This is a genomic window from Gulbenkiania mobilis (assembly GCA_004346645.1).
Taxonomy (GTDB): Bacteria; Pseudomonadota; Gammaproteobacteria; order Burkholderiales; family Chromobacteriaceae; genus Gulbenkiania; species Gulbenkiania mobilis.
On the sequence record SMDA01000007.1, the window covers coordinates 18,884 to 41,801 of the forward strand.

At 63.3% G+C, this 22,918-nt stretch carries 24 protein-coding genes; 7 read left to right on the plus strand and 17 right to left on the minus strand.

Features of this window, described 5'->3' with window-relative positions:
• Positions 1–133: 133 nt before the first annotated feature.
• From EV669_RS10805 to EV669_RS10825, 5 genes are all read right to left on the minus strand, one after another.
• Positions 134–943, minus strand: a complete 810-nt coding sequence (locus EV669_RS10805; RefSeq protein ID WP_054285873.1) for a MetQ/NlpA family ABC transporter substrate-binding protein — start codon at positions 941–943, stop codon at positions 134–136.
• Between the two features lie 50 nt (positions 944–993).
• Positions 994–1,680, minus strand: coding sequence for a methionine ABC transporter permease (locus tag EV669_RS10810; RefSeq protein WP_054285874.1), 687 nt, complete (start codon positions 1,678–1,680; stop codon positions 994–996).
• Entirely contained in the window at positions 1,680–2,417 is a 738-nt protein-coding gene (locus EV669_RS10815; RefSeq protein WP_072242892.1) for a methionine ABC transporter ATP-binding protein, read from the minus strand. Before EV669_RS10815 ends, EV669_RS10810 begins: the two co-directional genes overlap by 1 nt.
• Positions 2,418–2,694: 277 nt before the next feature.
• Complete coding sequence (ribA, locus tag EV669_RS10820; protein ID WP_132098681.1) at positions 2,695–3,306, minus strand: GTP cyclohydrolase II; 612 nt, start codon at positions 3,304–3,306, stop codon at positions 2,695–2,697.
• Between the two features lie 113 nt (positions 3,307–3,419).
• On the minus strand, positions 3,420–4,151 hold the full coding sequence (locus EV669_RS10825; protein WP_318271434.1) for a GAF domain-containing protein: 732 nt from the start codon (positions 4,149–4,151) through the stop codon (positions 3,420–3,422).
• Between the two features lie 87 nt (positions 4,152–4,238).
• Here EV669_RS10825 and EV669_RS10830 point away from each other — a divergent pair, with 87 nt between their 5' ends.
• Complete coding sequence (locus EV669_RS10830) at positions 4,239–5,318, plus strand: hypothetical protein (protein ID WP_132098682.1); 1,080 nt, start codon at positions 4,239–4,241, stop codon at positions 5,316–5,318.
• A gap of 71 nt (positions 5,319–5,389) precedes the next feature.
• Here EV669_RS10830 and EV669_RS10835 read toward each other — a convergent pair whose 3' ends face one another.
• From EV669_RS10835 to EV669_RS10845, 3 genes are all read right to left on the minus strand, one after another.
• Positions 5,390–6,481 carry a polyamine ABC transporter substrate-binding protein gene (locus EV669_RS10835; RefSeq protein WP_318271436.1) on the minus strand — a complete coding sequence of 364 codons (1,092 nt, stop codon included), beginning with the start codon at positions 6,479–6,481 and terminating at the stop codon, positions 5,390–5,392.
• Between the two features lie 162 nt (positions 6,482–6,643).
• Positions 6,644–7,519 carry an Hsp33 family molecular chaperone HslO gene (hslO, locus tag EV669_RS10840; protein ID WP_132098684.1) on the minus strand — a complete coding sequence of 292 codons (876 nt, stop codon included), beginning with the start codon at positions 7,517–7,519 and terminating at the stop codon, positions 6,644–6,646.
• Entirely contained in the window at positions 7,516–8,109 is a 594-nt protein-coding gene (locus EV669_RS10845) for an Ntn hydrolase family protein (protein ID WP_054285879.1), read from the minus strand. Before EV669_RS10845 ends, hslO begins: the two co-directional genes overlap by 4 nt.
• Before the next feature lie 188 nt (positions 8,110–8,297).
• Between EV669_RS10845 and EV669_RS10850 the strand changes: the two genes are divergently transcribed.
• From EV669_RS10850 to EV669_RS10865, 4 genes are all read left to right on the plus strand, one after another.
• A complete protein-coding gene (locus tag EV669_RS10850) occupies positions 8,298–9,113 on the plus strand; it encodes a class II glutamine amidotransferase (protein WP_132098685.1) in 816 nt (271 codons plus the stop codon).
• 253 nt (positions 9,114–9,366) lie between these two features.
• On the plus strand, positions 9,367–10,722 hold the full coding sequence (locus tag EV669_RS10855; RefSeq protein WP_132098686.1) for an aspartate aminotransferase family protein: 1,356 nt from the start codon (positions 9,367–9,369) through the stop codon (positions 10,720–10,722).
• A gap of 66 nt (positions 10,723–10,788) precedes the next feature.
• A complete protein-coding gene (locus EV669_RS10860; RefSeq protein WP_132098687.1) occupies positions 10,789–12,594 on the plus strand; it encodes a putative nucleotidyltransferase substrate binding domain-containing protein in 1,806 nt (601 codons plus the stop codon).
• Entirely contained in the window at positions 12,594–13,208 is a 615-nt protein-coding gene (locus EV669_RS10865) for a 3'-5' exonuclease (protein WP_055434277.1), read from the plus strand. The genes EV669_RS10860 and EV669_RS10865 overlap by 1 nt, the downstream gene beginning before the upstream one ends.
• Here EV669_RS10865 and EV669_RS10870 read toward each other — a convergent pair.
• The 5 genes from EV669_RS10870 to radC all read right to left on the minus strand — a co-directional run bounded on the left by EV669_RS10870 (position 13,199) and on the right by radC (position 16,281).
• On the minus strand, positions 13,199–13,732 hold the full coding sequence (locus EV669_RS10870; protein ID WP_132098688.1) for a ClbS/DfsB family four-helix bundle protein: 534 nt from the start codon (positions 13,730–13,732) through the stop codon (positions 13,199–13,201). The genes EV669_RS10865 and EV669_RS10870 overlap by 10 nt on opposite strands.
• A gap of 90 nt (positions 13,733–13,822) precedes the next feature.
• The gene (locus EV669_RS10875; RefSeq protein WP_054285885.1) at positions 13,823–14,197 is read right to left on the minus strand and encodes an oxidoreductase; all 375 of its coding nucleotides are present in this window, start codon (positions 14,195–14,197) and stop codon (positions 13,823–13,825) included.
• A 79-nt stretch (positions 14,198–14,276) separates the two neighbouring features.
• Complete coding sequence (gene rbsK / locus EV669_RS10880) at positions 14,277–15,191, minus strand: ribokinase (RefSeq protein ID WP_054285886.1); 915 nt, start codon at positions 15,189–15,191, stop codon at positions 14,277–14,279.
• Positions 15,192–15,332: 141 nt separating this feature from the next.
• Positions 15,333–15,584, minus strand: coding sequence for a hypothetical protein (locus EV669_RS10885; RefSeq protein ID WP_054285887.1), 252 nt, complete (start codon positions 15,582–15,584; stop codon positions 15,333–15,335).
• 22 nt (positions 15,585–15,606) lie between these two features.
• Positions 15,607–16,281 carry a RadC family protein gene (gene radC / locus EV669_RS10890; protein WP_055434280.1) on the minus strand — a complete coding sequence of 225 codons (675 nt, stop codon included), beginning with the start codon at positions 16,279–16,281 and terminating at the stop codon, positions 15,607–15,609.
• Positions 16,282–16,470: 189 nt separating this feature from the next.
• Between radC and coaBC the strand changes: the two genes are divergently transcribed.
• Positions 16,471–17,652, plus strand: coding sequence for a bifunctional phosphopantothenoylcysteine decarboxylase/phosphopantothenate--cysteine ligase CoaBC (gene coaBC / locus EV669_RS10895; RefSeq protein WP_132098689.1), 1,182 nt, complete (start codon positions 16,471–16,473; stop codon positions 17,650–17,652).
• Between the two features lie 99 nt (positions 17,653–17,751).
• Positions 17,752–18,204, plus strand: coding sequence for a dUTP diphosphatase (gene dut / locus EV669_RS10900; protein ID WP_055434282.1), 453 nt, complete (start codon positions 17,752–17,754; stop codon positions 18,202–18,204).
• A gap of 92 nt (positions 18,205–18,296) precedes the next feature.
• Here dut and EV669_RS10905 read toward each other — a convergent pair whose 3' ends face one another.
• From EV669_RS10905 to EV669_RS10920, 4 genes are all read right to left on the minus strand, one after another.
• A complete protein-coding gene (locus EV669_RS10905; RefSeq protein WP_054285891.1) occupies positions 18,297–19,121 on the minus strand; it encodes an ABC transporter permease in 825 nt (274 codons plus the stop codon).
• Between the two features lie 4 nt (positions 19,122–19,125).
• Positions 19,126–20,388, minus strand: coding sequence for an ABC transporter permease (locus tag EV669_RS10910; RefSeq protein ID WP_132098737.1), 1,263 nt, complete (start codon positions 20,386–20,388; stop codon positions 19,126–19,128).
• Between the two features lie 84 nt (positions 20,389–20,472).
• Positions 20,473–21,507 (minus strand): ABC transporter substrate-binding protein, encoded by a 1,035-nt coding sequence (locus EV669_RS10915; RefSeq protein WP_132098690.1) that lies wholly within the window; start codon positions 21,505–21,507, stop codon positions 20,473–20,475.
• A 59-nt stretch (positions 21,508–21,566) separates the two neighbouring features.
• Entirely contained in the window at positions 21,567–22,676 is a 1,110-nt protein-coding gene (locus tag EV669_RS10920) for an ABC transporter ATP-binding protein (RefSeq protein ID WP_318271437.1), read from the minus strand.
• Positions 22,677–22,918 lie beyond the last annotated feature (242 nt).

A 22,918-nucleotide genomic window follows, 5' to 3' on the forward strand; every position in this document is an offset into this window, starting at 1 on the left:
CTGCCGCGCGGCAGGCGTTGCGGATGCGCAAAAAAAACGGAGGGCCAGAGCCCTCCGGAAGCCTTGATGCCAGGTGTATCACCCCATTGGCCAAACCTTCGGCCAACCGGGCAATCCGGTCGCGGTTGCCCGCTTATTTCCAGTCGGCCGGCAGCTTGTAGCCGGCATACTTCTGCTTGGCCCATGCCTTGAATTCCGGCGACTTGTAGGCAGCCACGACGTCCTTCACCCAGGGTTTCTGCACGTCTGCACTACGTACCACGCCCCAGTTCACATAGGCGTAACTCTTTTCCTGATAGATGGCTTCAGTCAGCTTGATGCCCGAGCTGGTGGCGTAGTTGCCGTTGATGACGGAGAAATCCACATCGCCACGCGAGCGCGGCAGCTGGGCCGCTTCCAAGGGCACGATCTTCACGTTCTTCACGTTCTGGGCGATGTCATGCTCGGAGGCGGTCAGCGGATTGATGCCCGGCTTGAGCTTCACCCAGCCCAGGTCGTTGAGCATCACCAGCGCACGTGCAAAGTTGGTGGGATCGTTGGGAGCGGCCAGCGTGCTGCCTGCCTTCACGTCCTTGAGCGACTTGAGCTTGCCAGGGTAAATCCCCAGGGGCGCCGTCGGTACTTGGAACACCGGCGTCAGCGAAAGGTTGTGCTCCTTGGCGAAGTTGTCCAGGTAGGGCTTGTGCTGGAACACGTTCACGTCCAGCGAGCCTTCCTGCAGGGCGAGGTTGGGGCGCACATAGTCGGTGAACTCTACCAGTTTCACGCTGTAGCCCTTTTTCTCCAGGATGGGCTTGATCGACTGCTTGACCATGTCGCCGAAGTCGCCGACGGTGGTGCCAATTACAATTTCCTTCTTGGCCGGGTCGGCTGCCCAGGCGCTGGCGGAAAAGGCCAGGCCCAGGGATACGGCAGCGAGGGTTTTCAGTACGGTTCTGCGCATTGTCATTCTCCTTATGGACGGATCTGTCCGGTGATCGAGGGGGAAAAGGGTCAGCGTTTGTCAAGACGCGAAGCCAGGCGGTTGCCGATGAACTGGATGATCTGCACGATCACCACCAACAGCAGCACCATGCCCACCATCACGTCGGTCTGGAAGCGGTAATAGCCGTAGCGGATGGCTAGATCGCCGATGCCTCCGCCCCCCACCACGCCGGCCACGGCCGAATAGCTCAGGAAGCTGATGGTGAGGATGGTCAGGCTGGAGATCAGGCCGGCGCGGGCCTCGTTGATCAGCACCTTGGTGATAATCTGCAGCGGACTGGCGCCCATGGCCTCGGCCGCTTCGATCACGCCGCGCGGGATTTCGCGCAGTGTCTGCTCCACCAGTCGGGCAAAGTAGGGAATGGCCGCGAACGACAGGGGCACGGCTGCTGCCACCGGGCCGATGGTGCTGCCCACCAGAATGCGCGTCAGCGGGCCCAGCGATACCAGCAGGATGATGAACGGGAAGGAGCGCACCAGATTCACGAACCAGCCCAGCACAGCGTTGAAACCACGATGGGCAAAGAGCTGCCCCGGCTGGGTGAGGTAAAGCACAATGCCCAGCGGGCCGCCGACGAACAGCGCCGCGCCCAGTCCGATGGATAGCATCAGTGCGGTTTCCTTGACGGCCTGCCAGATTTCCGGCGCCATCATCGACAGATTGGCTAGCGCACTTGCGAAGGTAATCGGTTCCATTACGCAGCCTCCAGCAGCGAGCGGGCAAGATCGGAGCGGGCATCGACCCGGCCGGCCTCCACATTGATGACCTCCACCACCCGCCCCGCATCCAGCAAGGCGGCACGGTGGCAGATGGAACGGATCACGCCCATCTCGTGGGTGACGATGACGATGGTCACGCCAAAGCGCGCGTTGATGTCGCGCAGGCACTCCAGAATGGATTGGGTGGTCTTGGGGTCGAGCGCCGAGGTGGGTTCGTCGGCCAGGATCACATGGGGCCGCGGTGCCAGGGCGCGTGCAATGCCCACACGTTGTTTCTGCCCCCCCGAAAGCTGGGCCGGATAATGGCCGGCACGGTCGGTCAGCCCGACGATCTCCAGGCACTCGGCCACACGCTGGCGGATGGCCTCGCGCTTCCAGCCGGCGATCTCCAGCGGAAAGGCAACGTTCTCGGCAACGGTGCGGTTGGCCAGCAGGTTGAACTGCTGGAATACCATGCCGATGTTCTGTCGGGCACGGCGCAGCTCCGCCCCCGACAGCTGGGTCAGGTCCTGACCGTCCACGATCACCGCACCGGCATCGGGACGCTCCAGCAAGTTAATCAGACGCAGCAGGGTAGACTTGCCTGCACCGGAGAACCCGATCAGGCCAAAGATTTCACCGGCGGACACCGACAGGCTGGTGTCGCTCACCGCGTCGAACCAGCCACCGTCAGGGCGACGGAAGCGTTTCTTTACATCATTGAGGTGGATCATTCGAAGGCTCCAAAGCATCAAGGCCCACCGATATGCGGCGGGCCTTGTGCATGGAAATCTTCGTATCCGAAAGATTGTGGCACACGGGGAAACCCTAGTGCTCCACGCTTTAGCTGTTTTACGCCCGCAAGCTGTGTTCAAATCGGCGGTAAATCTGATCGTTATTGAACCGCTGTTTTCGGTTGCTGTCAACGATTCTGGATACAACATTCAATAACGATTGGTTCTAACTACATAACGGACTGTCGGGTCTGCTGCGCGCCCTACGGCGGATGGCCTAGCCAGACAGCATGTGGCCGAGCTTGGCCATCTTGGTGGAAAGGTAACGCTCGTTGTGCGGGTTGCGCCCTACTTCAAGCGGTACGCGCTCCACCACCTCGATGCCGATCTTCTCCAAGGTCTCCACCTTGCGCGGGTTGTTGGTCATCACCCGCACCCGGGCGATACCCAGTTCCGCCAGCATATCGCGCACCAGGCGGAAGTCACGCATGTCGGCCGGGAAACCCAGCTGCTCGTTGGCTTCCACCGTGTCCGCCCCACCGTCCTGCAACTTGTAGGCACGGATCTTGTTGATCAGCCCGATGCCCCGCCCCTCCTGTCGCAGGTAGAGCACGGCGCCGCGACCCTCGCGCGCGATGGCTTCGAGCGCGGCCTCCAGCTGGAAACCACAGTCACAACGCAGCGAGAACAGGGCATCGCCGGTCAGGCACTCGGAATGCAGTCGGATAAGCACCGGCACATCCCCGGCACCCACCTCACCCAAGCTGAGCGCAACATGCTCGCGTGGACCGCCCACCTCCTCGAACCCGTGCAGCGTGAACACGCCAAACGGGGTGGGCAGCTGGCAGGCCGCAACGTGGCGGACGAGGCGGTCGTCGGAAACAGACATGGCAATACTCCGGGCATAACGTCGAGGGGCGATGGTAGCCCCGTTGCTGGCCAAAAGGAAAGTTGATCGTTTTAATCGGAACGGTCAGGCTTTCGCTATTGGACCGGCACTGTTCAGACGCCGGCTTCGTCCTCGTCGTCCAACGTCAGCCACGGCAGTGTGCCGAAGGGGTGGGCCAGCACCACCGCCAGCGCGGTCAGCCAAGCCTGCTTCTCCGGGGTGAAGAAGGCTGGCGTGGCGGACTCGGCATCGATGATACCCAGCACCCGGCCGGCTGCATCCACCACCGGAAGGCATACCTCGCTGCGGACCTTGGGGTCGCATTCGTAGTATCCGCCGCCCTCGGCTCGCCACACCGCTACATCGTCGATGAGCACGCCCCAGCCAGTCAGCCCCACCCGGCTGTTGTTGCTGCCCTCGGCAAATGCTTCGGTCAGGGGGAATTCGGCACGGCTGGGCAGGCCTTGGTAGGCCAGCTTCACCAGACGCTTCGCCTCCCCTTCGCCCGCCCGGACATAAATGCCCAGCCAGTCGGCACCGATCTGGTGCTGGGTGGAATGCACCAGCGCATTAAGGCTGGCCAGAAGGGTACGCGCCTCCAGCGTCTCGCCGCCGAAAAGCGGGGCAAGATCGAAGGGTTCGGGTGCCAGTTCGTCCACCAGCGAGCAGGCGCCATCGTCGGACAGCCTCGGAACAGGATAGCGGAACAGGTTGGCCGAAGGGTCGGGCTTGTCGGCATCAAGCACGGCCTTGAGCGTCAAGGCGGCAACCTGCACGTCGGCAAGATCCAGTTTCAGGCCCTGCTCGCGCAGATAGTCGGTGAGATGGCTCACGGGTATCATCATGGACTCCCTAAACGGGGCGGCGAGAGTGCGGCCCGCAAAAGCGCTAAAGCATAGCAAAAGCCACCGATCGCCGCCCACCCGATGCCGATGACCGCGATCCACATTCCTTATCGCCCCCTGACCCTGCGCGCCGGACACAGCGCCCTCAAACACCTTGCACGCGAGGGGCTGACAGCCGGTGCGGTCGGCGCACTGCCCGGTGCCGCGGGCGGCCCGAAAGCCGTAGGCCTAACCGGACTGGACAAGGCCGTGTTCGGCTGGCTGGCTACCGTACCCCGTGTGCGTGAGCTGATCGGCGCCTCTATCGGAGGCTGGCGCTTTGCCTGTGCGATGCAGCCTGACCCGGCCACCGCGCTGGAGCGACTGGCGCGGCGCTACACCGCAGAACGCTACCATGCCCGCGTGACCGTGGACGACATCACCCGGCAGACGCGGGTGATGCTGGACGAAATCCTGCCGCCTGAAGCGCGCGCCCGGCTGCTGACACACCCGGACTACAGGTTGACGCTGGTGCTGGTGCAGTCGCACGGCCTGGCCGCGTGCGAAAGCCGGGGAGCGCTGCTGGCAGGCCTGGCGCTGGCGGCTGCCTGCAACACCGTGGCGCGACCGCTGGTGCGACATGCCTTTACCCGGGTGCTGTGCCACGACATGCGTAGCGCCCTGGACTTCGTGCCCGATGACGGCATTCCCACCCGTACCGTGCCGCTCACCACGGACAACCTCGACGCAGCGCTGATGGGTACGGTGGCCATTCCGGGCGTGATCGGCGGCGTGCAGCTGCCGGGAGAGGCAGCCGGTGTCTACCGTGACGGCGGCCTCACCGACTATCACCTCGACTTCCCTTTTTCAGGACGCAACGAGATCACGCTCTATCCCCACTTCACCGATCGCATCGTTCCGGGCTGGTTCGACAAGTTCCTGCCTTGGCGCAAGCCGCAGGTTGCGCATCATGCGGACACCCTGCTGCTGGCGCCCTCCCGTGAGTATCTGGCGCGCCTGCCCGGAGGCAAACTGCCGGACCGCAACGATTTCCGCCGCTATTTGGGCCGGGACACGGAACGCGAGCGCCTGTGGCATACGGCGCAGGTGGAGAGTGAGCGGCTGGGGGATGCTTTTCTGGAGCTGGTGGAACACCAGCGGTGGGAGGAAGTGCTGGCGCCGCTATAGACGGCCCGGAAAGCCTTCGGCCAACCCCGCCTGTCAGGGCAGGGTTGGCCGAAGCGTCAGACAAGCGGCGCTTAGCGGCCGGTCTTGAAGGATTGCCAGAGGCGGGTGTAGGTGCGGATGGTCTTGGGTGAAACCGTCTGCATGATGAAGCCGTTCTTCACATCGTCGGCCGTGGGGAAGATCGAGCGGTTGGCCAGGTACTTCTTGTCCACGAACGGCCGTGCCGACAACACGCCGGGCGCATAGGTCACTGCGTTGGCGTTGGCGGCCGCGGTCTTGGCGTCCAGCATGGCGTTGATGAAAGCATGCGCGCTCTCCACGTTGGCTGCGTCCTTGGGGATGGCCATGCTGTCCACCCAGATCGCCACGCCCTTGGGCATCAGCACGTTGATCTTCACGCCGTTCTTGGCCTCCTCGGCGCGGCGCTTGGCGATGTTGAGGTCGCCGCCATAGCCCAGTGCCAGACACACGTCCCCGCCAGCCATTTCATTGATATAGCCAGAGGAGGAGAAGCGCGTGATGTAGGGGCGCACCGTCTTCAGCGCCGGCATCACCCCTTGGTAGTCCGCCTCGGCATCGCTGTTGGGGTTCTTGCCGTAGTACTTGAGCGCTACCGGAAAGAACTCGGACGGAGAATCGAGCACGCTCACCCCGCAGCCCTTGAGCTTGCTGACATACTCGGGCTTGAAGAACAGGTCCCACTGGTTGGCCGGTAAGGGGCCGCCCAGCGCCTTCTTCACCTTGTCCTCGTTGATTGCCAGCGTGATCACGCCCCAGAAGTAGGGCACGCCGAACTTGTTGCCAGCATCGAACTGGCTCATCAGCTTCAGGAGTTCAGGGTCCAGCGACTTGTAGTTGGGCAGCTTGCTCTTGTCCACCGGCTGGAAGAAGCCCGCCTTGATGCCCAGGTCCAGCGTGTTGTTGGTGGGCACCACCACATCGTAGCCGGAGCGCCCGGTCATCAGCTTGGCCCGCAGCACCTCCATACTGTCGTACACGTCATAGCGCACCTTGATGCCGGTGCCCTTGGAAAAGGCCGGCACCGTGCCTTCGGCAATGTAGTCCGACCAGTTATAAACGTTCAGTTCCTTGCCGGCCGCCTGGGCCGAGGTGGCTGCGACGGCCAGCGTGGCCGCCAGCGCACACAGGCGCATCGTGTTCATCCTCATTTCACCTTTGCATTGTCGTGTGTGTTATAGGCTGCCGGCTAAGGCAGCAATGTTTAGAGTAACGACACAAAAATACACTGTCCATCTATTTTTTTAAACATTGGGCGCATGAAAAAGGGCTGCCGCAGCAACCCTTCCGGGATGGGGTAGCCGTGCTCAGTGCCTGGCTTCGCGCACTGCGGCCACCACATCAAAGTCGAAAAGCTCACGGGCGTCCTCATCGTCGAACACATACTTCTGGTTGCAGAACTCGCAGGCGATCTCCACGCTGCCCTGCTCGTCGATGATCTCGCCCACCTCCTGTCCACCCAGCATTCTGAGCATGTCGCCCACACGCTCGCGGCTGCAGGTACAGGCAAAGGCCATCGGTTCGGCATCGAAAAGGCGCACCGCCTCCTCGTGGTAGAGCCGGTGCAGCAGGGTCTGCGCGTCCAGCATCAGCAGTTCTTCCGCTTTCAGGGTATTGGCAAGCGTGACCACATGGGCCCAGCTGTCCGGATCACCGTGTCCATCCGGAAGGCGCTGTAGCAGCAGGCCGGCAGCAGTTTCATGGTTGGCAGCCAGGATCATCCGGGTATCAATCTGCTCCGAACGGGCCATGTAGTGCTCCAGCATCGGCGCCAGGCTATCGCCTTCGAGCGCCACGATGCCTTGCCACGCCTCGCCCTGCTTCGGGTCCAGCGTGATCACGCACACCCCGCCCGTGCCCAGCAGTTCCTTGACCGGCACATCGGGCAGGCTGTCACCGTCCCAGCGGGCGGTGGCGCGCAGCGTGCGGTCGCTGTTGCTCTCGACCACCGCAAGCTGCAGGGCGCCCTGCCCCTGCAGTTGCATCACCAGCGTGCCCTCGAATTTCAGGTTGGCCGAAAGCAGGCTGGAGGCAGCCATCATCTCGCCCAGGAGACGTTCCAGCGGCGCCGGATAGCTGCGGCGCGCCAGCACCTGCTGCCAGGCGGCATCCAGTCGCACCAGCGCTCCGCGCACCGGGGCGCCGTCAAAGATGAAACGTTGCAGAATGTCTTGATGGGTCATGCAGCAGATCCTTGTGGTTCGGTGGCGGACGCCAGGGTGTGCAGCGTCATCGGCAGCGAGGAGGCCAGGTCGAACTCGCAGCCGGCGCGTACCCCGGCCGCAGCCAGGTCGCCGGCCGAAAGCGGGCTGTCATAGAGCGCATGGATGGCGCCCATGGCGAACTTGCGGCCCGAACCGATGGCCCAGTAACGCGAGAACTCGTACACCTCGCGCATCGGGTAGACCCCGAAGATGCCGTGTGGGTTGGCAATGACCACCATCATCTGGCTGGATTCGTACGGATCGTCTTCTTCTTCCTCCGGCCGCAGGAAGAAGGTTTCCTTCAGCTTGGGGTGCAGCTTGCGGAAGGTTTCGAAGATGGCGGCGCGCGAACTGAGGTCGCGGCTCTTCAGTCCCCGCAGTGCCTGCTGCAGCACCAGGTCGTGCGCGGCAGAGCCGGAGATCGCCAGATAGTTGTCTCCGAGGCGGAAGATCTTGCTGTGGTACGGATCGTAGGCGGCCAGCAGCTTCTGGTCATCGCCGAACGTCGTCTGGCTGTCGGCGGCAATGGCGATCTCGCCCGCTTTGCGAACAACGACGATGGTCGTCATGAGGCACCCTGTGTCTTTCAGAAAGGCTTAAATGGAGATTTTCTCACAAATTGCAAGCCGCTCCGGCTGCGCGTACGGATGCGTCAGGACGGGCATGGCGGGATGCGAACTTAAATGGAACAATGAAAGCCTAATTGCGGTGTTTTTCGAATAACGGCCTGCGGGCCCCTCAACAGACGGACGATCCCATGTGCCAGCTGCTCGGCATGAACTGCAATACGCCGACCGACATCCTGTTCTCGTTTGAAGGCTTTCACCGCCGCGGCGGCCTGACCGACCACCATGCGGACGGTTGGGGCATCGCCTTCTTCGAAGACAAGGGCGTACGGCTCTACATCGATGACAAGCCTTCGGTGGCCTCGCCGGTGGCCGACTTGGTGCGCCGCTACCCGATCAAGTCGGAGAACGTGATCGCCCACATCCGCAAAGCCACGCAAGGCGAGGTACGGCTGGCCAACTGTCACCCCTTCATGCGTGAGGCATGGGGTCAGTACTGGATCTTTGCACATAATGGCGACCTTAAGGCCTTCACCCCTCCTGTCGGGGGGCGCTACACACCAGTGGGCAACACCGATTCAGAACGGGCCTACTGCCACCTGATGAATCATCTGCGCAGCCGGTTCGCGTCTGCCCCCGGGCCCGAAGCCCTGTTCGATGCTGTGGCCGAACTGGTCGCCGAGATCCGCCAGCATGGCGTCTTCAACTTCATGCTTTCCAACGGCGACTGGCTGCTCACCCACTGCAGCACGCACCTGCACTACATTATCCGGCAGGCCCCCTTCAAGGCCGCCCATCTGGTGGACGACGATGTAACGGTGGATTTCGCTACCGTAACCACTCCGCGTGACCGTGTGGCCGTGATCGCCACCCAGCCGCTCACCGACAACGAGGTCTGGACAGCGCTGCAGCCGGGCGAGATGGCGCTCTTCATGGGCGGCGAACCGGTACGACGCGAACGGCTACCGGGTCCCTTGGCACCTGGTGCTTGTGGCTGCCCGGCATGAATGACTAATATGTTAAACATACTGTTTAACAATTAGCCGGCATGGCCGGCGGTTTCCGGCCATGTCCCTGTACGCTACGCTTTCCTCGCTGCACGGCCCGTCTCCGCGGGACCGCCTGCGTGCGCTGCGCCGCACGCCGATTCCGCTTGTCCGCCTTTGCGCTCTCGGCCATTGCGGAGTTGCCCTGCCCGGCTGACGGGCACTCCAGCCGGGCAGGGCATCCCTCAGCCGCACTTCTTTGCGGAGTTTCACCATGCAGACCCCGATCGACCGTACCCGCCTGGAAAGCCTGGCCCACCAGGAAACCGAACGCTTCATTTCGGCCAACCCCACCTCACGCCAACTGGCGCAGGCCGCCCGCCCGCATCTCTTGTCAGGCGTGCCCATGCACTGGATGACCGACTGGGGCACACCTTTTCCGCTGTTTGTCGACCACGCCCGTGGCGTGCACTTCACCGATGTGGACGGCCATCGCTATCTGGACTTCTGCCTGGGAGACACCGGTGCGATGTTTGGCCACAGCCCGGGCCCGGTAGCTGCCCTGGTGCGGGAACTGGCCGAACGGGGCTACACCACGATGCTGCCTACCGGGAACGCTGCCCGGGTCGGCGCCCTGCTGGCCGAGCGCTTCGGGCTCCCGGTGTGGCAGTTCACCACCACTGCCACCGATGCCAACCGCTCGGTGCTGCGCTGGGCCCGCGCCCTGTCCGGCCGCAGCCGCATCCTGGTGTTCGATGGCTGCTATCACGGCACTGTTGACGACACCTTCGTACGCCTGACGGACAGGGAAGCGCGTCATCGCCCAGGGCTCGTGGGGCAAGTGCACGACCTGACACTGCATACCCGGGTGGTGCCATTCAACGATCTGTCCGCCGTGGAGGCGGCATTGGCGGACCGCACTGTCGCCTGCGTGATCACAGAGCCCGCACTCACCAACATCGGCATGGTGCTGCCGGACCCCGGGTTCATCGAAGGGGTGCGTGCGCTGACTTGCGAGACCGGAACCTATCTCGTCCTGGACGAGACACACACCATCAGTGCCGGCTACCACGGCTGGAGCGGTGCACTGGGTGTCGTGCCCGACTTTCTCACCCTGGGCAAGCCGGTAGCAGGTGGCCTGCCGGCGGCGGTGTATGGCATGAGCCGGGAGGTTGCAAAGGCGGCAGAGGCCTACCTCGCTACCAAGGAGACGGGCCACTCCGGCATGGGCACCACGCTTTCGGCCAACATGTTCACGATGGCGGCGATCCGCGCCAACCTGGAGCAAGTGATGACACGCGACGCCTACTGGCACATGACGGCCACGGCCGCGTATCTGGCCGAGCGTCTGGAAGCTCTGTTCGCACGGCTGGCACTGCCCTGGTGCGTCACCCAAATCGGGGCCCGCTGCGAATTTCAGTACTGCCCGGTCCGCCCACGTACCGGTGTGGAGGCCGAAGCGGCCATGGATGACACGCTTGAAGGCGCGCTGCACCTCTATCTGCTTAACCGCGGCATTTTGATCACACCGTTCCACAACATGACGCTATGCTGTCCGGAAACGACCCACGCCCACGTGGACACGCTGGTCGACACCCTTGCCGAGGCGCTGGAGGGCCTGATCGCCTGACCGCTGCCTGCTTCGGGTCTGGCCGGCGCATGCCGGCCTTTTTGCTGCCGGCCCGGAGGAGAGACCATGAGCCGTTTCGATTTCAGCCATCCCCCTTTCGACACGCTGTCGGCGGCCGAGCGCGACACGCTGGAAGCCAACGCCGATATCGTGTTCTTCGATGACGAGTCCGTTATCCTCGGACCGGGCCAGCTGGTGGAAGCCCTGTATGTGGTCATCAAGGGGCTGGTGCGGGAGATGGCAGGCGACGAGGTGATCGCGGTGTATCGCGAGCGCGACACCTTTGATGCTCGGGCGCTGGTCGCCAGCGGCACGACACACCGCTTCGTGGTGCATGAGGAGGCGCTGGTGTTCAGCCTGCCACGCACGGTGGTGCTGCAGCTCACCGAACGCAATCCCCGCTTCGGCGCCTTTTTCTACGCCAGCGTGTCGCAAAAGTTCGGGGCGCTGGCCGAGCGTGCGGGCAGCCGCGAACTGCAGACGCTGCTGACCGCCACCGTGCGCGATGTGGGCAGCCGTGTGCCAGTGACCCTGCTGGGCCACCAGACAGTCCGCGATGCCGCTGCGGCCATGAAGGCACAGCGGGTGAAGTCGGTACTGGTACGGCACGAGGACCGGCTGGGTATCTTCACCACCACCGACTTTCGCGACATCCTGCTCGGTGACCTGCCGTCCAGCACACCCTTAGCGAGTGTGGCCCAGTTCGCCCTGCTGACGGTGGACATCGACGACTATCTGTTCAACGCGCTGCTGACGATGACCCGCCGCAATATCCGTCGCCTGGTGGTCACCGAGCGTGGCGAGGCCGTGGGCATGCTGTCGCAGGTGGATATTCTTTCCTATTTTTCCAACCACTCGCACCTGATCGCCCAGCGGCTGGAGCGTGCCAGCTCGCTGGACGAACTGGCCGAGATCGCCGGCCAGATCACGCGGCTGGTGCGCATCCTCAGCAGCCATGGCGTCAAGGCCCCACAGCTGGGCCGCCTGGTACAGACGCTTAATACCAGGCTGTTCGAACGTACTTGGAAGCTGATCGCACCAGCCGACGTGGTGGCCAATACCTGCCTGGTAGTGATGGGGTCTGAAGGACGCGGCGAGCAGATCCTCAAGACCGACCAGGACAACGCACTGATCCTGCGCAATGGCTTTTCCCTGCCGCAGCTGCCGGGGTTGGCCGAAGCGTTTTCGGCCGCCTTGGAGCGCTTCGGCTATCCGCCGTGTGCCGGCGGAATCATGATCAGCAGACCGGCCTGGCGGCAGACGGTGGCGGACTTTTCGCGCACGCTGCAGGGTTGGGTGGACCGGCCCGACGGTGAGGCACTGATGAACCTGGCCATCTTCGTCGATGCCGAGGCGGTGGCGGGTGATGCCAGCCTGCTGCAAGCCTGTCGCAGCACTTTGCGGGCGGCGTTGGTGGACGACCCGAGCTTTTATGCCCGGTTCGCTCGCGCGGTGGAACAGTTCGACACTCCGCTGGGGCTGTTCGCCCAGCTGCTCACCCAGGAACGCGAAGGCCAAGCGATGCTGGACCTCAAGAAGGGGGGGATTTTTCCGATCGTGCATGGCGTGCGTGCGCTGGCACTGGAAAGGGGCCTGACTGAAAACAATACCTTCGATCGGCTGGACAAGCTGGCCACCTGTGGCGCCCTGGAGCGCGAACTGGCCAGCGACATCGGAGAGGCGCTGGGCTTCCTGCTGCAGCTGCGGCTGGAGCAAGGCCTGGAAGAGATGGCCGCGGGCCGAGCCGCCACCAGCCGCGTGGCGCCCGCCCGGCTATCCACCCTGGAGCGCGACCTGCTGAAAGACGCGCTGGCGGTGGTCAAGCGTTTCCGCACCCTGCTGCGGCATCACTTCCGGCTGGGGAACTTCTGATGTTGGACGCACTCCGGCGGCACTGGGCCCTGAACCGTCTGCGCGATGCGCGCTACCGCACCTTATTCGAAGCACGGGAGGACGAAATTGTCAGCGTGGACTGCGAGACCACCAGCCTGAACGTGCGCGAGGCCGAGTTACTGTCGATTGGCGCGGTGCGCATCCGCCCGGCAGAACGGCGTATCCTCACCAGCGACGCCTTCTATCTCCTGGTCCGCCCCAGCCAGCGGCCCGATGACGACAACGTGCGCATCCACGGCCTGCGACCGCGCGACGTCGAGGAGGGTATGGCGCCGCAAGAGGCGGTAGAGCGCCTCCTAGCATTCATCGGCGGACGGCCGCTGACCGGCTACTACCTGGAATACGACGTAGCCGTGCTCAACAAGTATGTGCGCCCCCTGGCCGGATGCAGCCTGCCCAACCGCCAGATCGAAATCTCGGGCCGCTACTACGACTACAAGCTGCGTCAGAATCCGGACGCCTACATTGATCTGAAACTTCAGACCCTGGTGGACGACCTGCAGGTGCCCGCCCTGCCCCGCCACGATGCGCTCAACGACGCCATCACCGCCGGCATGCTGTATCTGGCCCTGTTGCGGCGCGGTTACGGCTGAACCGTACCGCTCGTGCGGGCGACGGCCGGACCGAACGCCTTGCGCAGGCGTGCGCGTGCATTGGCGTAGGGGGCGGCCGTGTTGAGCTGGACCATCCGTCCCAGCGTATGCTTGCCATACCACGGCGCGCCGTACAGGGTCCTATCGTCATGGCGCTCCACCAGCGCCACGAGTGCGGCGTGCGTTTCGGCCAACCGCTCCAGCAGTGCTGGCCAGGGCAGCCCCTCCCCGTCCCGGTAGAATTTTCGTGCCAAGGCGCCCAAGTTGTTCCAGCGGTAGCCGGTCTCGGGAAAGTCCACCGCCTCTCCGGTTTGCCAAGCAGCCTCCCACTTGAGCACCAGCTGGCCCCAGCCGATCAGGTAGGCGACGAGGTCGGCGGCACTGATCAGGCTGCCTTGCACATGGCCTGCCACGCAGGCCGAGCGCGCGCGCTCGGCCGGTACGCTCTTCAGTTGGTGCGTCAAGTGCAGGTAGTTGGTCTGCATCGCCGCCAGGAGAGTACGCCGGTCGTCAGGAATCGCCATGCTGTCCTCCAGCTTAATGTAGGCGCCGGGCTCATGAAAAAGGGGCGCTTGCGCGCCCCAAACCCTCGTCTGCTCATGTATGCAATGGCGTCAGTACGCCAGTTCGCTGTGCCGGGTTTCCATCAGCTTGCCTGCACACAGCGACATCATCAGGATGGCCACACGCTCGTGAACGATCACGGTGTGGGCATTGCCCGAAAACTGCATGAAGCGGCGCAGGTCCTCGCGTACCTTGCGCGAGCCGGTGACGTCGATGATGATGTCCACTTCCTCGCCCTGCTCCGCGATCTCGATGAAGTTGCTGGTAACGGGAACGCCATGCTCCTGAGCCAGCCGGATGCCCGGCAGTTCGAGGTTCAGGTCGGCCACGCCCACCATCTTGACAAACGGTGCTTCCAGCAATTGCAAGAGCAGCGGCGTGCCTGTCTCGCCGGCACCGATCATCCCTACACGAATTTTTTCCATTGCTCGACCTCGCTCTTCCTGGCTTCTCTAACCTACAAGAGCAAGCACTCTAGCCAGTGGGCAAGTTTCTGACTTTGCGTCAGGTCAAAGACGGTGCATTCTGAGTCGAATTCTGCAGAAAACTCTCCACCGCCGCTGCTGAGGGCATCCCCCCCTGCGCCCCCAGCCGGGTCACGGATAACGCCGCAGCTGCCGCGGCAAAGCGCATGGCCTGGCGTAACCCGCCCTGCCAGGCTGCGGCCAAGGCCGCGTTGAAGGTATCGCCGGCCCCGGTGGTATCGACCGCAGAAACGGCAAAACCGGGCTGGTGCCAGAACTGTCCCGAGCCATCCACATGGTAGGCACCATGCTCGCCCTTGGTCATCACCACCTTACCGGGCAACAGCGCCAGCATGTCCGGAAATGGGAGGGAGGGCGCCCCCAGTACGGTGGCCAGCTCGTGTTCATTGGGCGTCAAGCAGGCGACCTGGTCCAAGAGCGCCCGCGACAGACGCACTGCCGGCGCTGGGTTGAGGATCAGGGGCACACGATGCCGGCTGGCAAGCCGGGCTGTGGCCTCCACCGTTTCCAGCGGAATCTCCAGCTGGGTCAGCACCACGTCGGCCGAAGCGATCAGCTGTTCGGAGGCCTCCACCATTGACGGGGTGAGGCAGTGGTTGGCACCGGGCACGACCACGATGGTGTTCTCCCCGCCGCTGACGAGAATGCTCGCCACACCAGTGGACGCTTCACCGCTCACACGGATTGCCGAAGTATCTACCCCCTCTGCCGCAAGTCCGGACAAGAGTTCGCGTCCGAACCCGTCGCCGCCAACGCAGCCGACCATGGCCACTTCGGCGCCGAGGCGCGCCGCAGCCACCGCCTGGTTGGCCCCCTTGCCCCCGGGGAAGGTTTCGAACCGGCTGCCGATGAGGGTTTCACCGGGCGCCGGAAAGCGCGGGACGAGCGCTACCAGATCCATGTTGATACTGCCGACTACGGCTACTTTGGTCATTGCTGTCTCCGCCTCAATGAATGCTGCAAAGCAAAGCGGCCGGGCACAGCGCCGGCCGGGGCGGTCATTGTCGTAAAAAAAAACCGAAGGCTCAACCGGCATGGCCGGCAGGCGCTTCGGTCTGGCTGCAATCGGGCCGGATCAGTGGAGGCTGGCGCGTGAGACGAAACGCACGTACCCCACCGTCTCAAGCCAGAAGCCGCCATCTGCGAGCGGCAGGGCTTCCTCCAAGTCGGCGACGGTCAGGACGAAAGGCATGCCGTTGACTTCGGCCTCCACCGCCACGTCGTCATCGTCAGCAAAGTCTTCCGAGGCGAACAGGAGGTCGGGCTTGATCAGGTGGTTATTGATCTGGATGTATTCCGATTCATTGATCAGACGCAGGATGTTCATGGCAGCCTCCTCATCGGGCAGGTTACAGCCAGCCGTTCTCGGCAAAAGACACCGCACGCTGGCGGGTCACGATAAAGTGATCCAGTAGTTCGATCTCTAGCAATCCGAGTGCCGCCTTGAGCTGAACGGTCAGTTCGCGGTCGGCCCTGGACGCCTCTTCCTGTCCGCCGGGGTGGTTGTGGGCCACGATCAGCGCCGCGGCGTTGTGCGCCAGGGCACGGCGCGCCACTTCGCGCGGGTAGACCCGCGTCTCGTTCACGGTACCGGCAGATAACTCTTCGACAGCGATGAGCCGGTTTTGTGCCGTAAGAAAAAGGACTGAAAATACCTCGACCTGCCGGTGCCCCAGGGTGAGGCGCAAGTAGTCCCGCACCGCGTCGGGGCTGGTGAACGTCTCACCAGCCACCAGCCGCTCTGCCAGGGCACGGCGTACCAGCTCCGAGGTGGCGGCCAGCTGTGCATATTTGGCTTCGCCTAGCCCCGGCAGCGCGCAGAAAGCCGCAAGGTTGGCCGAAAGCAGGGTCGAAAGCGAACCGAAATGCGCCAGCACCTCCCGGGCCAGGTCCACCGCGCTCTTTCCCGGCAGCCCGGTGCGCAGGAAAAGCGCCAGCAGTTCGGCATCGGATAGCGCCGCTGCTCCGCGTGCCAGCAGCTTTTCGCGCGGCCGCTCGCTGGCCGGCCAATCGGAAATCGGCATGAAGCCCCCCCTTTGTCAGACATAAAAGTTCTAGCACGCGCCCTGGTTTCATGCAATAAGCATATATCGCCCTCTCTCCCTGCTTGCAGCTTTCGGTGGACGCTGTTCTGGGCAGCGCTTTTTGTGCCGGGCTGCGCAGGGCCCCGGGGTTTTGTTTACACTGTGCGCTTTGTGTCCGGGCTTACAACCATGTCTGCCAGAAGAATCCTGCTGGGCGTCACCGGTGGTGTCGCCGCATACAAGGCGGCCGAATTCACGCGCCTGCTCGTCAAGGCTGGCCATACGGTCGAAGTCGTAATGACCGAGGCCGCCACCCGCTTCGTTACGCCGGTCACCTTCCAGGCCCTGTCCGGAAATGCGGTCTACGCCGACCTGTGGGATCCACGCCCCCACAATGCGATGGCTCACATCGAACTCTCTCGCCGGGCCGATGTCTTCATCATCGCACCGGCGACGGCCAACACCCTCTACAAGCTTGCACACGGGGTCAGCGACGACCTGATCTCCACGCTGGCCGCTGCCCGCACCTGTCCGCTGGTGGTGGCGCCCGCGATGAACCGGCAAATGTGGGCCAACCCGGCCAACCAGCGCAACGTGGCCCAGCTGCGGGCTGATGGCGTGCAGGTATTCGGTCCGGCTTCGGGGGAGCAGGCATGTGGCGAAGTGGGCGAGGGACGCATGCTGGAACCGGAGCAGCTACTGGAGCGGCTTGAAGCCCTGTTCGTACCCCAGCGTCTGGCAGGGCGCAAGGTGCTGATGACGGCCGGCCCCACCTTCGAGCCGATCGATGCGGTCCGCGGCATCACCAACATTAGTTCGGGCAAGATGGGCTATGCGCTGGCGCGTGCCTGCCGCGATGCGGGTGCCGAGGTCACGCTCGTCTCTGGCCCCACCGGGCTGCCCTGCCCGGAGGATGTGCAGCGTCTGGATGTGGGCACAGCGCAGGAAATGTACGATGCCGTGCTGCGCCATGCGGGTTCGGCCGACATTTTCATCGGTGTAGCCGCCGTGGCCGATTACCGGGTACGCAACCGGGCGGAGCACAAGCTGAAAAAGGGCGATTCGGTGCCGGTGATCGAGCTGGAGGAAAACCCGGACATCCTCGCCACCGTAGCCAGCCTGCCGGCGGCTCCCTTCTGCGTGGGCTTTGCCGCCGAAAGCCGTAACCTTCTGGAATACGCCGATGCCAAGCGCCGGCGCAAAAAGGTGCCCCTGCTGGTGGCCAACCTGGTGCAGAAGGCGATGGGACGCGACACCAACGAAGTGCTGCTGCTGGATGACGCCGGCAGCCACGCCCTGCCCGAGATGGACAAGCAGGCCCTGGCTGCGCGCCTGGTAGAGGAGCTGGCCGCACGTCTGCCACCTGCCTGACCGGGGGCGGACTTTCCCACCTTCTGCAAACCGGCTATGCTTGCGGCCGCGCGGGGCAGCCCGCGCCCTGCCCTACCACCGTGCCTCAGGAGGCCTGCCATGAAACCTGTCATCGACGTCAAGATTCTGGACAGCCGGCTCACCGACCGCCTGCCCGACTATGCCACCCCAGGCTCGGCCGGCCTCGACCTGCGCGCCGCTATTGACCAAGCCTTGGATATCGCACCGGGCGAGACACAGCTGATACCGACCGGCATGGCGATCCACATCGGCGATCCGTCGCTGGCGGCGATGATCCTGCCCCGTTCGGGCCTGGGCCACAAGCATGGCATCGTCCTGGGCAACCTAGTGGGACTCATCGACTCGGACTACCAGGGTCAGCTGTTCGTGTCGGTCTGGAACCGGGGCAACGCCGTTTTCCACCTGGCCCCACTGGAGCGCATTGCCCAAATGGTGATCGTGCCGGTGGTGCAGGTAGGCTTCAACATCGTTGACGCATTCGACAGCAGCGACCGGGGCGAGGGCGGATTCGGCAGTACGGGGCGCAGCTAGCACAAGGTTGGCCGAAGCGCCTTGCGGGGTACCCAGAAGCGCAAAAGCCCGTCCAACAGGACGGGCTTTTGCTTGGGCTCGACGGAAAACGCTCAAACCTTTGCGGTGCGGATCCGCTCGCTGCGCCCACGCAGCCATTCCAGCGTAAGCAGCAGCACGATCGAGAACAGGATCAGCACGGTGGCGGCCGCAGCAATCGCCGGGCTGATGTTCTCCTTGATGCCGGCAAACATCTGCCGAGGCAACGTCACCTGCTCGGGGCCCGCCAGGAACAGGGTTACTACCACTTCGTCAAACGAGGTGGCGAAGGCGAACAGCGCCCCCGAGATCACGCCTGGCGCAATCAGTGGCAGCACAACGCGGCGGAACGTCATCAGCGGCGGTGCGCCCAGACTGGCGCTGGCCTTCATCAGGTTGACGTTGAAACCGCGCAGCGTGGCCGATACTGTGATCACGACGAAGGGTACCCCCAGCGCCGCATGCACCATGATCAGGCCGAGGTAGTTGCCGGTCAGGCCCATCGGCGCCATGAACAGGTAAGCACCCACCCCTACGATCACCACGGGCACGACCATCGGCGAGATCAGGATGCTCATCAGCACACCCTTGCCGGGAAAATGGGCGCTGGTCAGCCCCACAGCCGCCAACGTGCCCAGCGCTGTGGCCAGCACCGTGGCCGCCGGAGCGACGATGAAGCTGTTCTTCAGGGCATTGAGCCACTCCCCGTTTCCGAAGAAGGTTTCGTACCAGCGCAGCGAGAAGTGGTGGATCGGATACAGCAGGAAGCTGTCGGCCGAGAAGGACAAGGGCGCGATCACCAGCAGCGGCGACACCAGGAAAATCAGAATCAGCACGCACAGCAGGCGAAAGGTCCAGTACCAGATGTGCTCGATCGGCGAGGCATAGTTCGGCAGCATGCGTTTACCCCAGGCTCAGACGGTTGGCACCCACCAGCTTGCTGTACACGGCATACAGCGTCATCGTGGCGACCAGCAGCAGGCTGCCCAGTGCGGCGGCCATACCCCAGTTGATGGTGACGTTGGTGTAGAAGGCGACGAAATAGCTGACCATCTGCTCTTCGGGGCCGCCTAGCAGTGCCGGCGTGATGTAGTAGCCGATGCACATAATGAATACCAAGAGCGCGCCGGCAGCGACCCCGGCCACCGTCTGCGGGAAGTATATCTTCCAGAAGGCGGCGAAGGGATGATCACCCAGCGAGATCGCCGCACGCATGTAGGTGGCGGGAATCGACTTCATCACGCTGTAGGTGGGCAGGATGATGAAGGGCAGCAGGATGTGCACCATGGCGATGTACACCCCCATGCGGTTGAACGCGAGCGGCAGGGGACTGTCGATCACGCCCAGCCCCATGAGTGCCCGGTTGATCAGGCCTTCGGACTGCAGCAGAACGATCCAGGCCGCCACGCGCACCAGTACCGAAGTCCAGAACGGCAGCAGCACCAGAATCATCAGCAGGTTGCTCTGCCGCTTGGGCAGCGTTGCCAGCCAGTAGGCGATCGGATAACCGAGCGCGATACACCAAATGGTGACCCAGAGGCTCATCCACAGGGTTCGGCCGAAGATCTTGAGGAAGGCGCGCTCCTCCTCCGGTGCAAGCTCGGGCGTGCCGCTCTTGGTTTCGCGAAGGTCGAGGGCACTGTAGACGTAGTACGGCGTCCAGGACTTGGCATTGCGGGCAATCGCATGCCAGTGGTCCGGATCCCCCCAGCGTTCATCGATCTCGATGAAGCGGTCGCGTACCGAAGCACCGGGAGCGAGTTCCAGCGGCATCTTGCGTGCGGTACGCTGGATCAGCGAACGGAAGCCGCTGATCTCCATGTTGAGGCGCTTGGCCAGCTCCGGGACCGTCTTTTCCTCCCGGGCGCGCGTCAGGTCTGCGGCCAGTGCGTTGAAAACCGCTTCGGACGGCAGGCCGCGCTGGTCCCAGTCCGCCAGCAGCCGGCTGGTCTGCGGTAGCACGCTGACCACTTCCGGGTTGTCCACGCTGCGCTTGAGCAGCAGGCCGATCGGCAAGAGGAAGGTCAGTAGCAGGAACAGGGCCAGCGGCGCGATCAGGCCCAGGGCCTTCAGTTGCTTGAGGCGCGCCTGGCGTTTGAGCTTGACGGCAAGCGGTACGCCATCGGCGGCAGTCAGCGGAGCATCCATGACGAGGCTTTCAGACATCATGTAAACCGTCAGAAAGGGCCTTCGGCCAAGGTTGGCCGAAGGCAGGCGAAAAGATGGGCCGGCATTGCCGGCCCGCGTGGCTTAGCGCGAAGCCCAGGCGTTGAAGCGTTCTTCCAGCTCTTCGCCGTGCTCCACCCAGAAGCCCACGTCCAGCGCCAACGCACCCTTGAGGTTGGCCGGAGCGGTGGGCAGGTTGGCCGCCACCTTCGGATCGATCATCTTCACGGCCTTGACGTTGGTCGGACCGTAGGCGATGCGACTGGAGTACACCTTCTGGTTTTCCGGCTTGCTGGCGAAGTTGATGAAGTCCATGGCTTCCTTCAGCTTGGGCGAGCCCTTCGGAACAGCCCACGAATCCACGTCGTAGACGCTGCCGTTCCATACCACCTTCAGGTTTTTGCCCTCTTTCTGCGCAGCGTCGATCCGGCCGTTGTAGGCCGAGCTCATCACTACGTCACCCGAAGCGAGGAACTGCGGCGGCTGTGCGCCGGCTTCCCACCACTGGATGCTGGACTTGATCTGATCCAGCTTCTTGAAGGCGCGATCGACACCGGCCTTGGTGGCCAAGGTCTTGTACACCTGATCCGGCGGCACGCCGTCGGCCAGCAGTGCGAACTCCAGCGTGTACTTGGCCCCCTTGCGCAGGCCGCGCTTGCCCGGGAATTTCTTCAGATCCCAGAAATCCTTCCACGAGGCCGGTGCAGCCTTGAGCTTGTCCGCGTTGTAGGCCAGGGCGGTGGACCATACGAAGATGCCAACACCACACTCGGACACGGCCGGCTTCACGAAATCGGACTTGTTGCCTACCTTGGCCCAGTTGATCTTCTCGAACAGGCCTTCCTCACAGCCACGCAGCAGTTCGGGAGACTCCACTTCCACCACGTCCCAAGTGGGGCGCCCTGCTTCCACCATGGCCTTGATCTTGGCCATCTCACCGTTGTAGTCGGCGGCGGTGATCTTGGTCCCGGTCGCCTTTTCGAACGGCTGGTAATAGGCCGCCACCTGGGCCTCCTTGTTGGCGCCCCCGAAGGCCACCACGGTCAGATCCTTGGCTGCAAAGGCCGGCACGGCCAGAGTGGCAAGGGTCAACGCTGCAGTCAGTTTGAGACGGTTCATGGTTCTCTCCTTTGTAATCATACGCTTGCGCGTCTTTTTTGCTTGGGTGGGGGGTGTTCTCAGGCCGCCAGCGGGTCCAGCGCACGCAGATCGCGCGCCGACCAGCCAACATCCAGCGTATCGCCGACGCGCCAGCCCGAATCGAGCTGACCCACCGGCACCTTGACCATGAAGCCGTTCTGCCCGGCCACTTCCAGCCGTAGTCGAACGTGATCGCCGAAGTAGATGAATTCCGCCAGGCGACCCGCAAGACGGTTCTCGCAGCCGGCAGCCTGATCGGCCAGACGCACCCGCTCGGGGCGGATGGACATCGAGGTGACCGCACCCTTGTCGCTTGGGCAGACCGCCAGTGCCCGCACCACGTCGCCACCGGCCAGACGCACGGCGTAGTAATCGCCCTCGGCAGCCAGCACCTCGCCGGCCAGCGTGTTGTTCTCGCCGATGAAGTTGGCCACGAAGGAGTTGGCAGGCGCCTCGTACAGTACGTTGGCCGCGTCGATCTGTTGGATGATGCCGTCCTTGAACACCGCTACCCGGTCCGACATCGTCAGCGCCTCGCTTTGATCATGAGTGACGTAGACCACGGTTACGCCGAGGCTTTCGTGGATGTGCTTGATCTCGAGTTGCATGTGTTCACGCAGCTGTTTGTCGAGCGCGCCCAAGGGCTCGTCCATCAGCACCAGCTTGGGGTTGAACACCAGTGCCCGTGCCAGCGCCACGCGCTGCTGCTGGCCGCCAGAAAGCTGGCCGGGATAGCGATGGCCGAAGTTGTCGAGTTTCACCATCCCCAAGGCCTTCTTCACCTTCTCGGCGATCTCGCTCTTGGAGAGCTTGCGGATGGTGAGCGGGTAGGCCAGGTTCTCGGCCACGGTCATGTGCGGAAACAGGGCGTAGTTCTGGAACACCATACCGATGTCGCGCTTGTGCGGAGGCACGTTGTTCAGTAGGCGGTCTTCGAGCCGGATTTCGCCGTGGGTAGGGGTCTCGAAACCCGCCAGCATCATCAGACAGGTAGTCTTGCCCGAACCGGACGGCCCAAGCAGGGTGAGGAATTCGCCCCGACGGATGTCGAGATCGAGGTTTTTGACGATCAGGCTTTCACCGTCATAGCTCTTCTGTACGGCACGAAAACTGACGAGTACGTCTTGGCTGGGAGGGGCGATGGACACCAGTTGACTCCTTTGTCTAATAACATTCCGCACTGCGGAATGCCGTTTTATTTTCTCTTAGACTAATCAGGAACAAAAAAACTGTAAAGAGTTTTTGCTCGAGTTTTTCATGCCCGATGCTGCGCGACAGGAGGGAGTTCAAGACAGGCACCAAGAGTGCACAGGGCGCAAGCGTGTGAGACAAGTGTTTAACACCGCGTCACAGGTGTCCAGTTTGTTTCGGAATAATGAACAGCACGCGT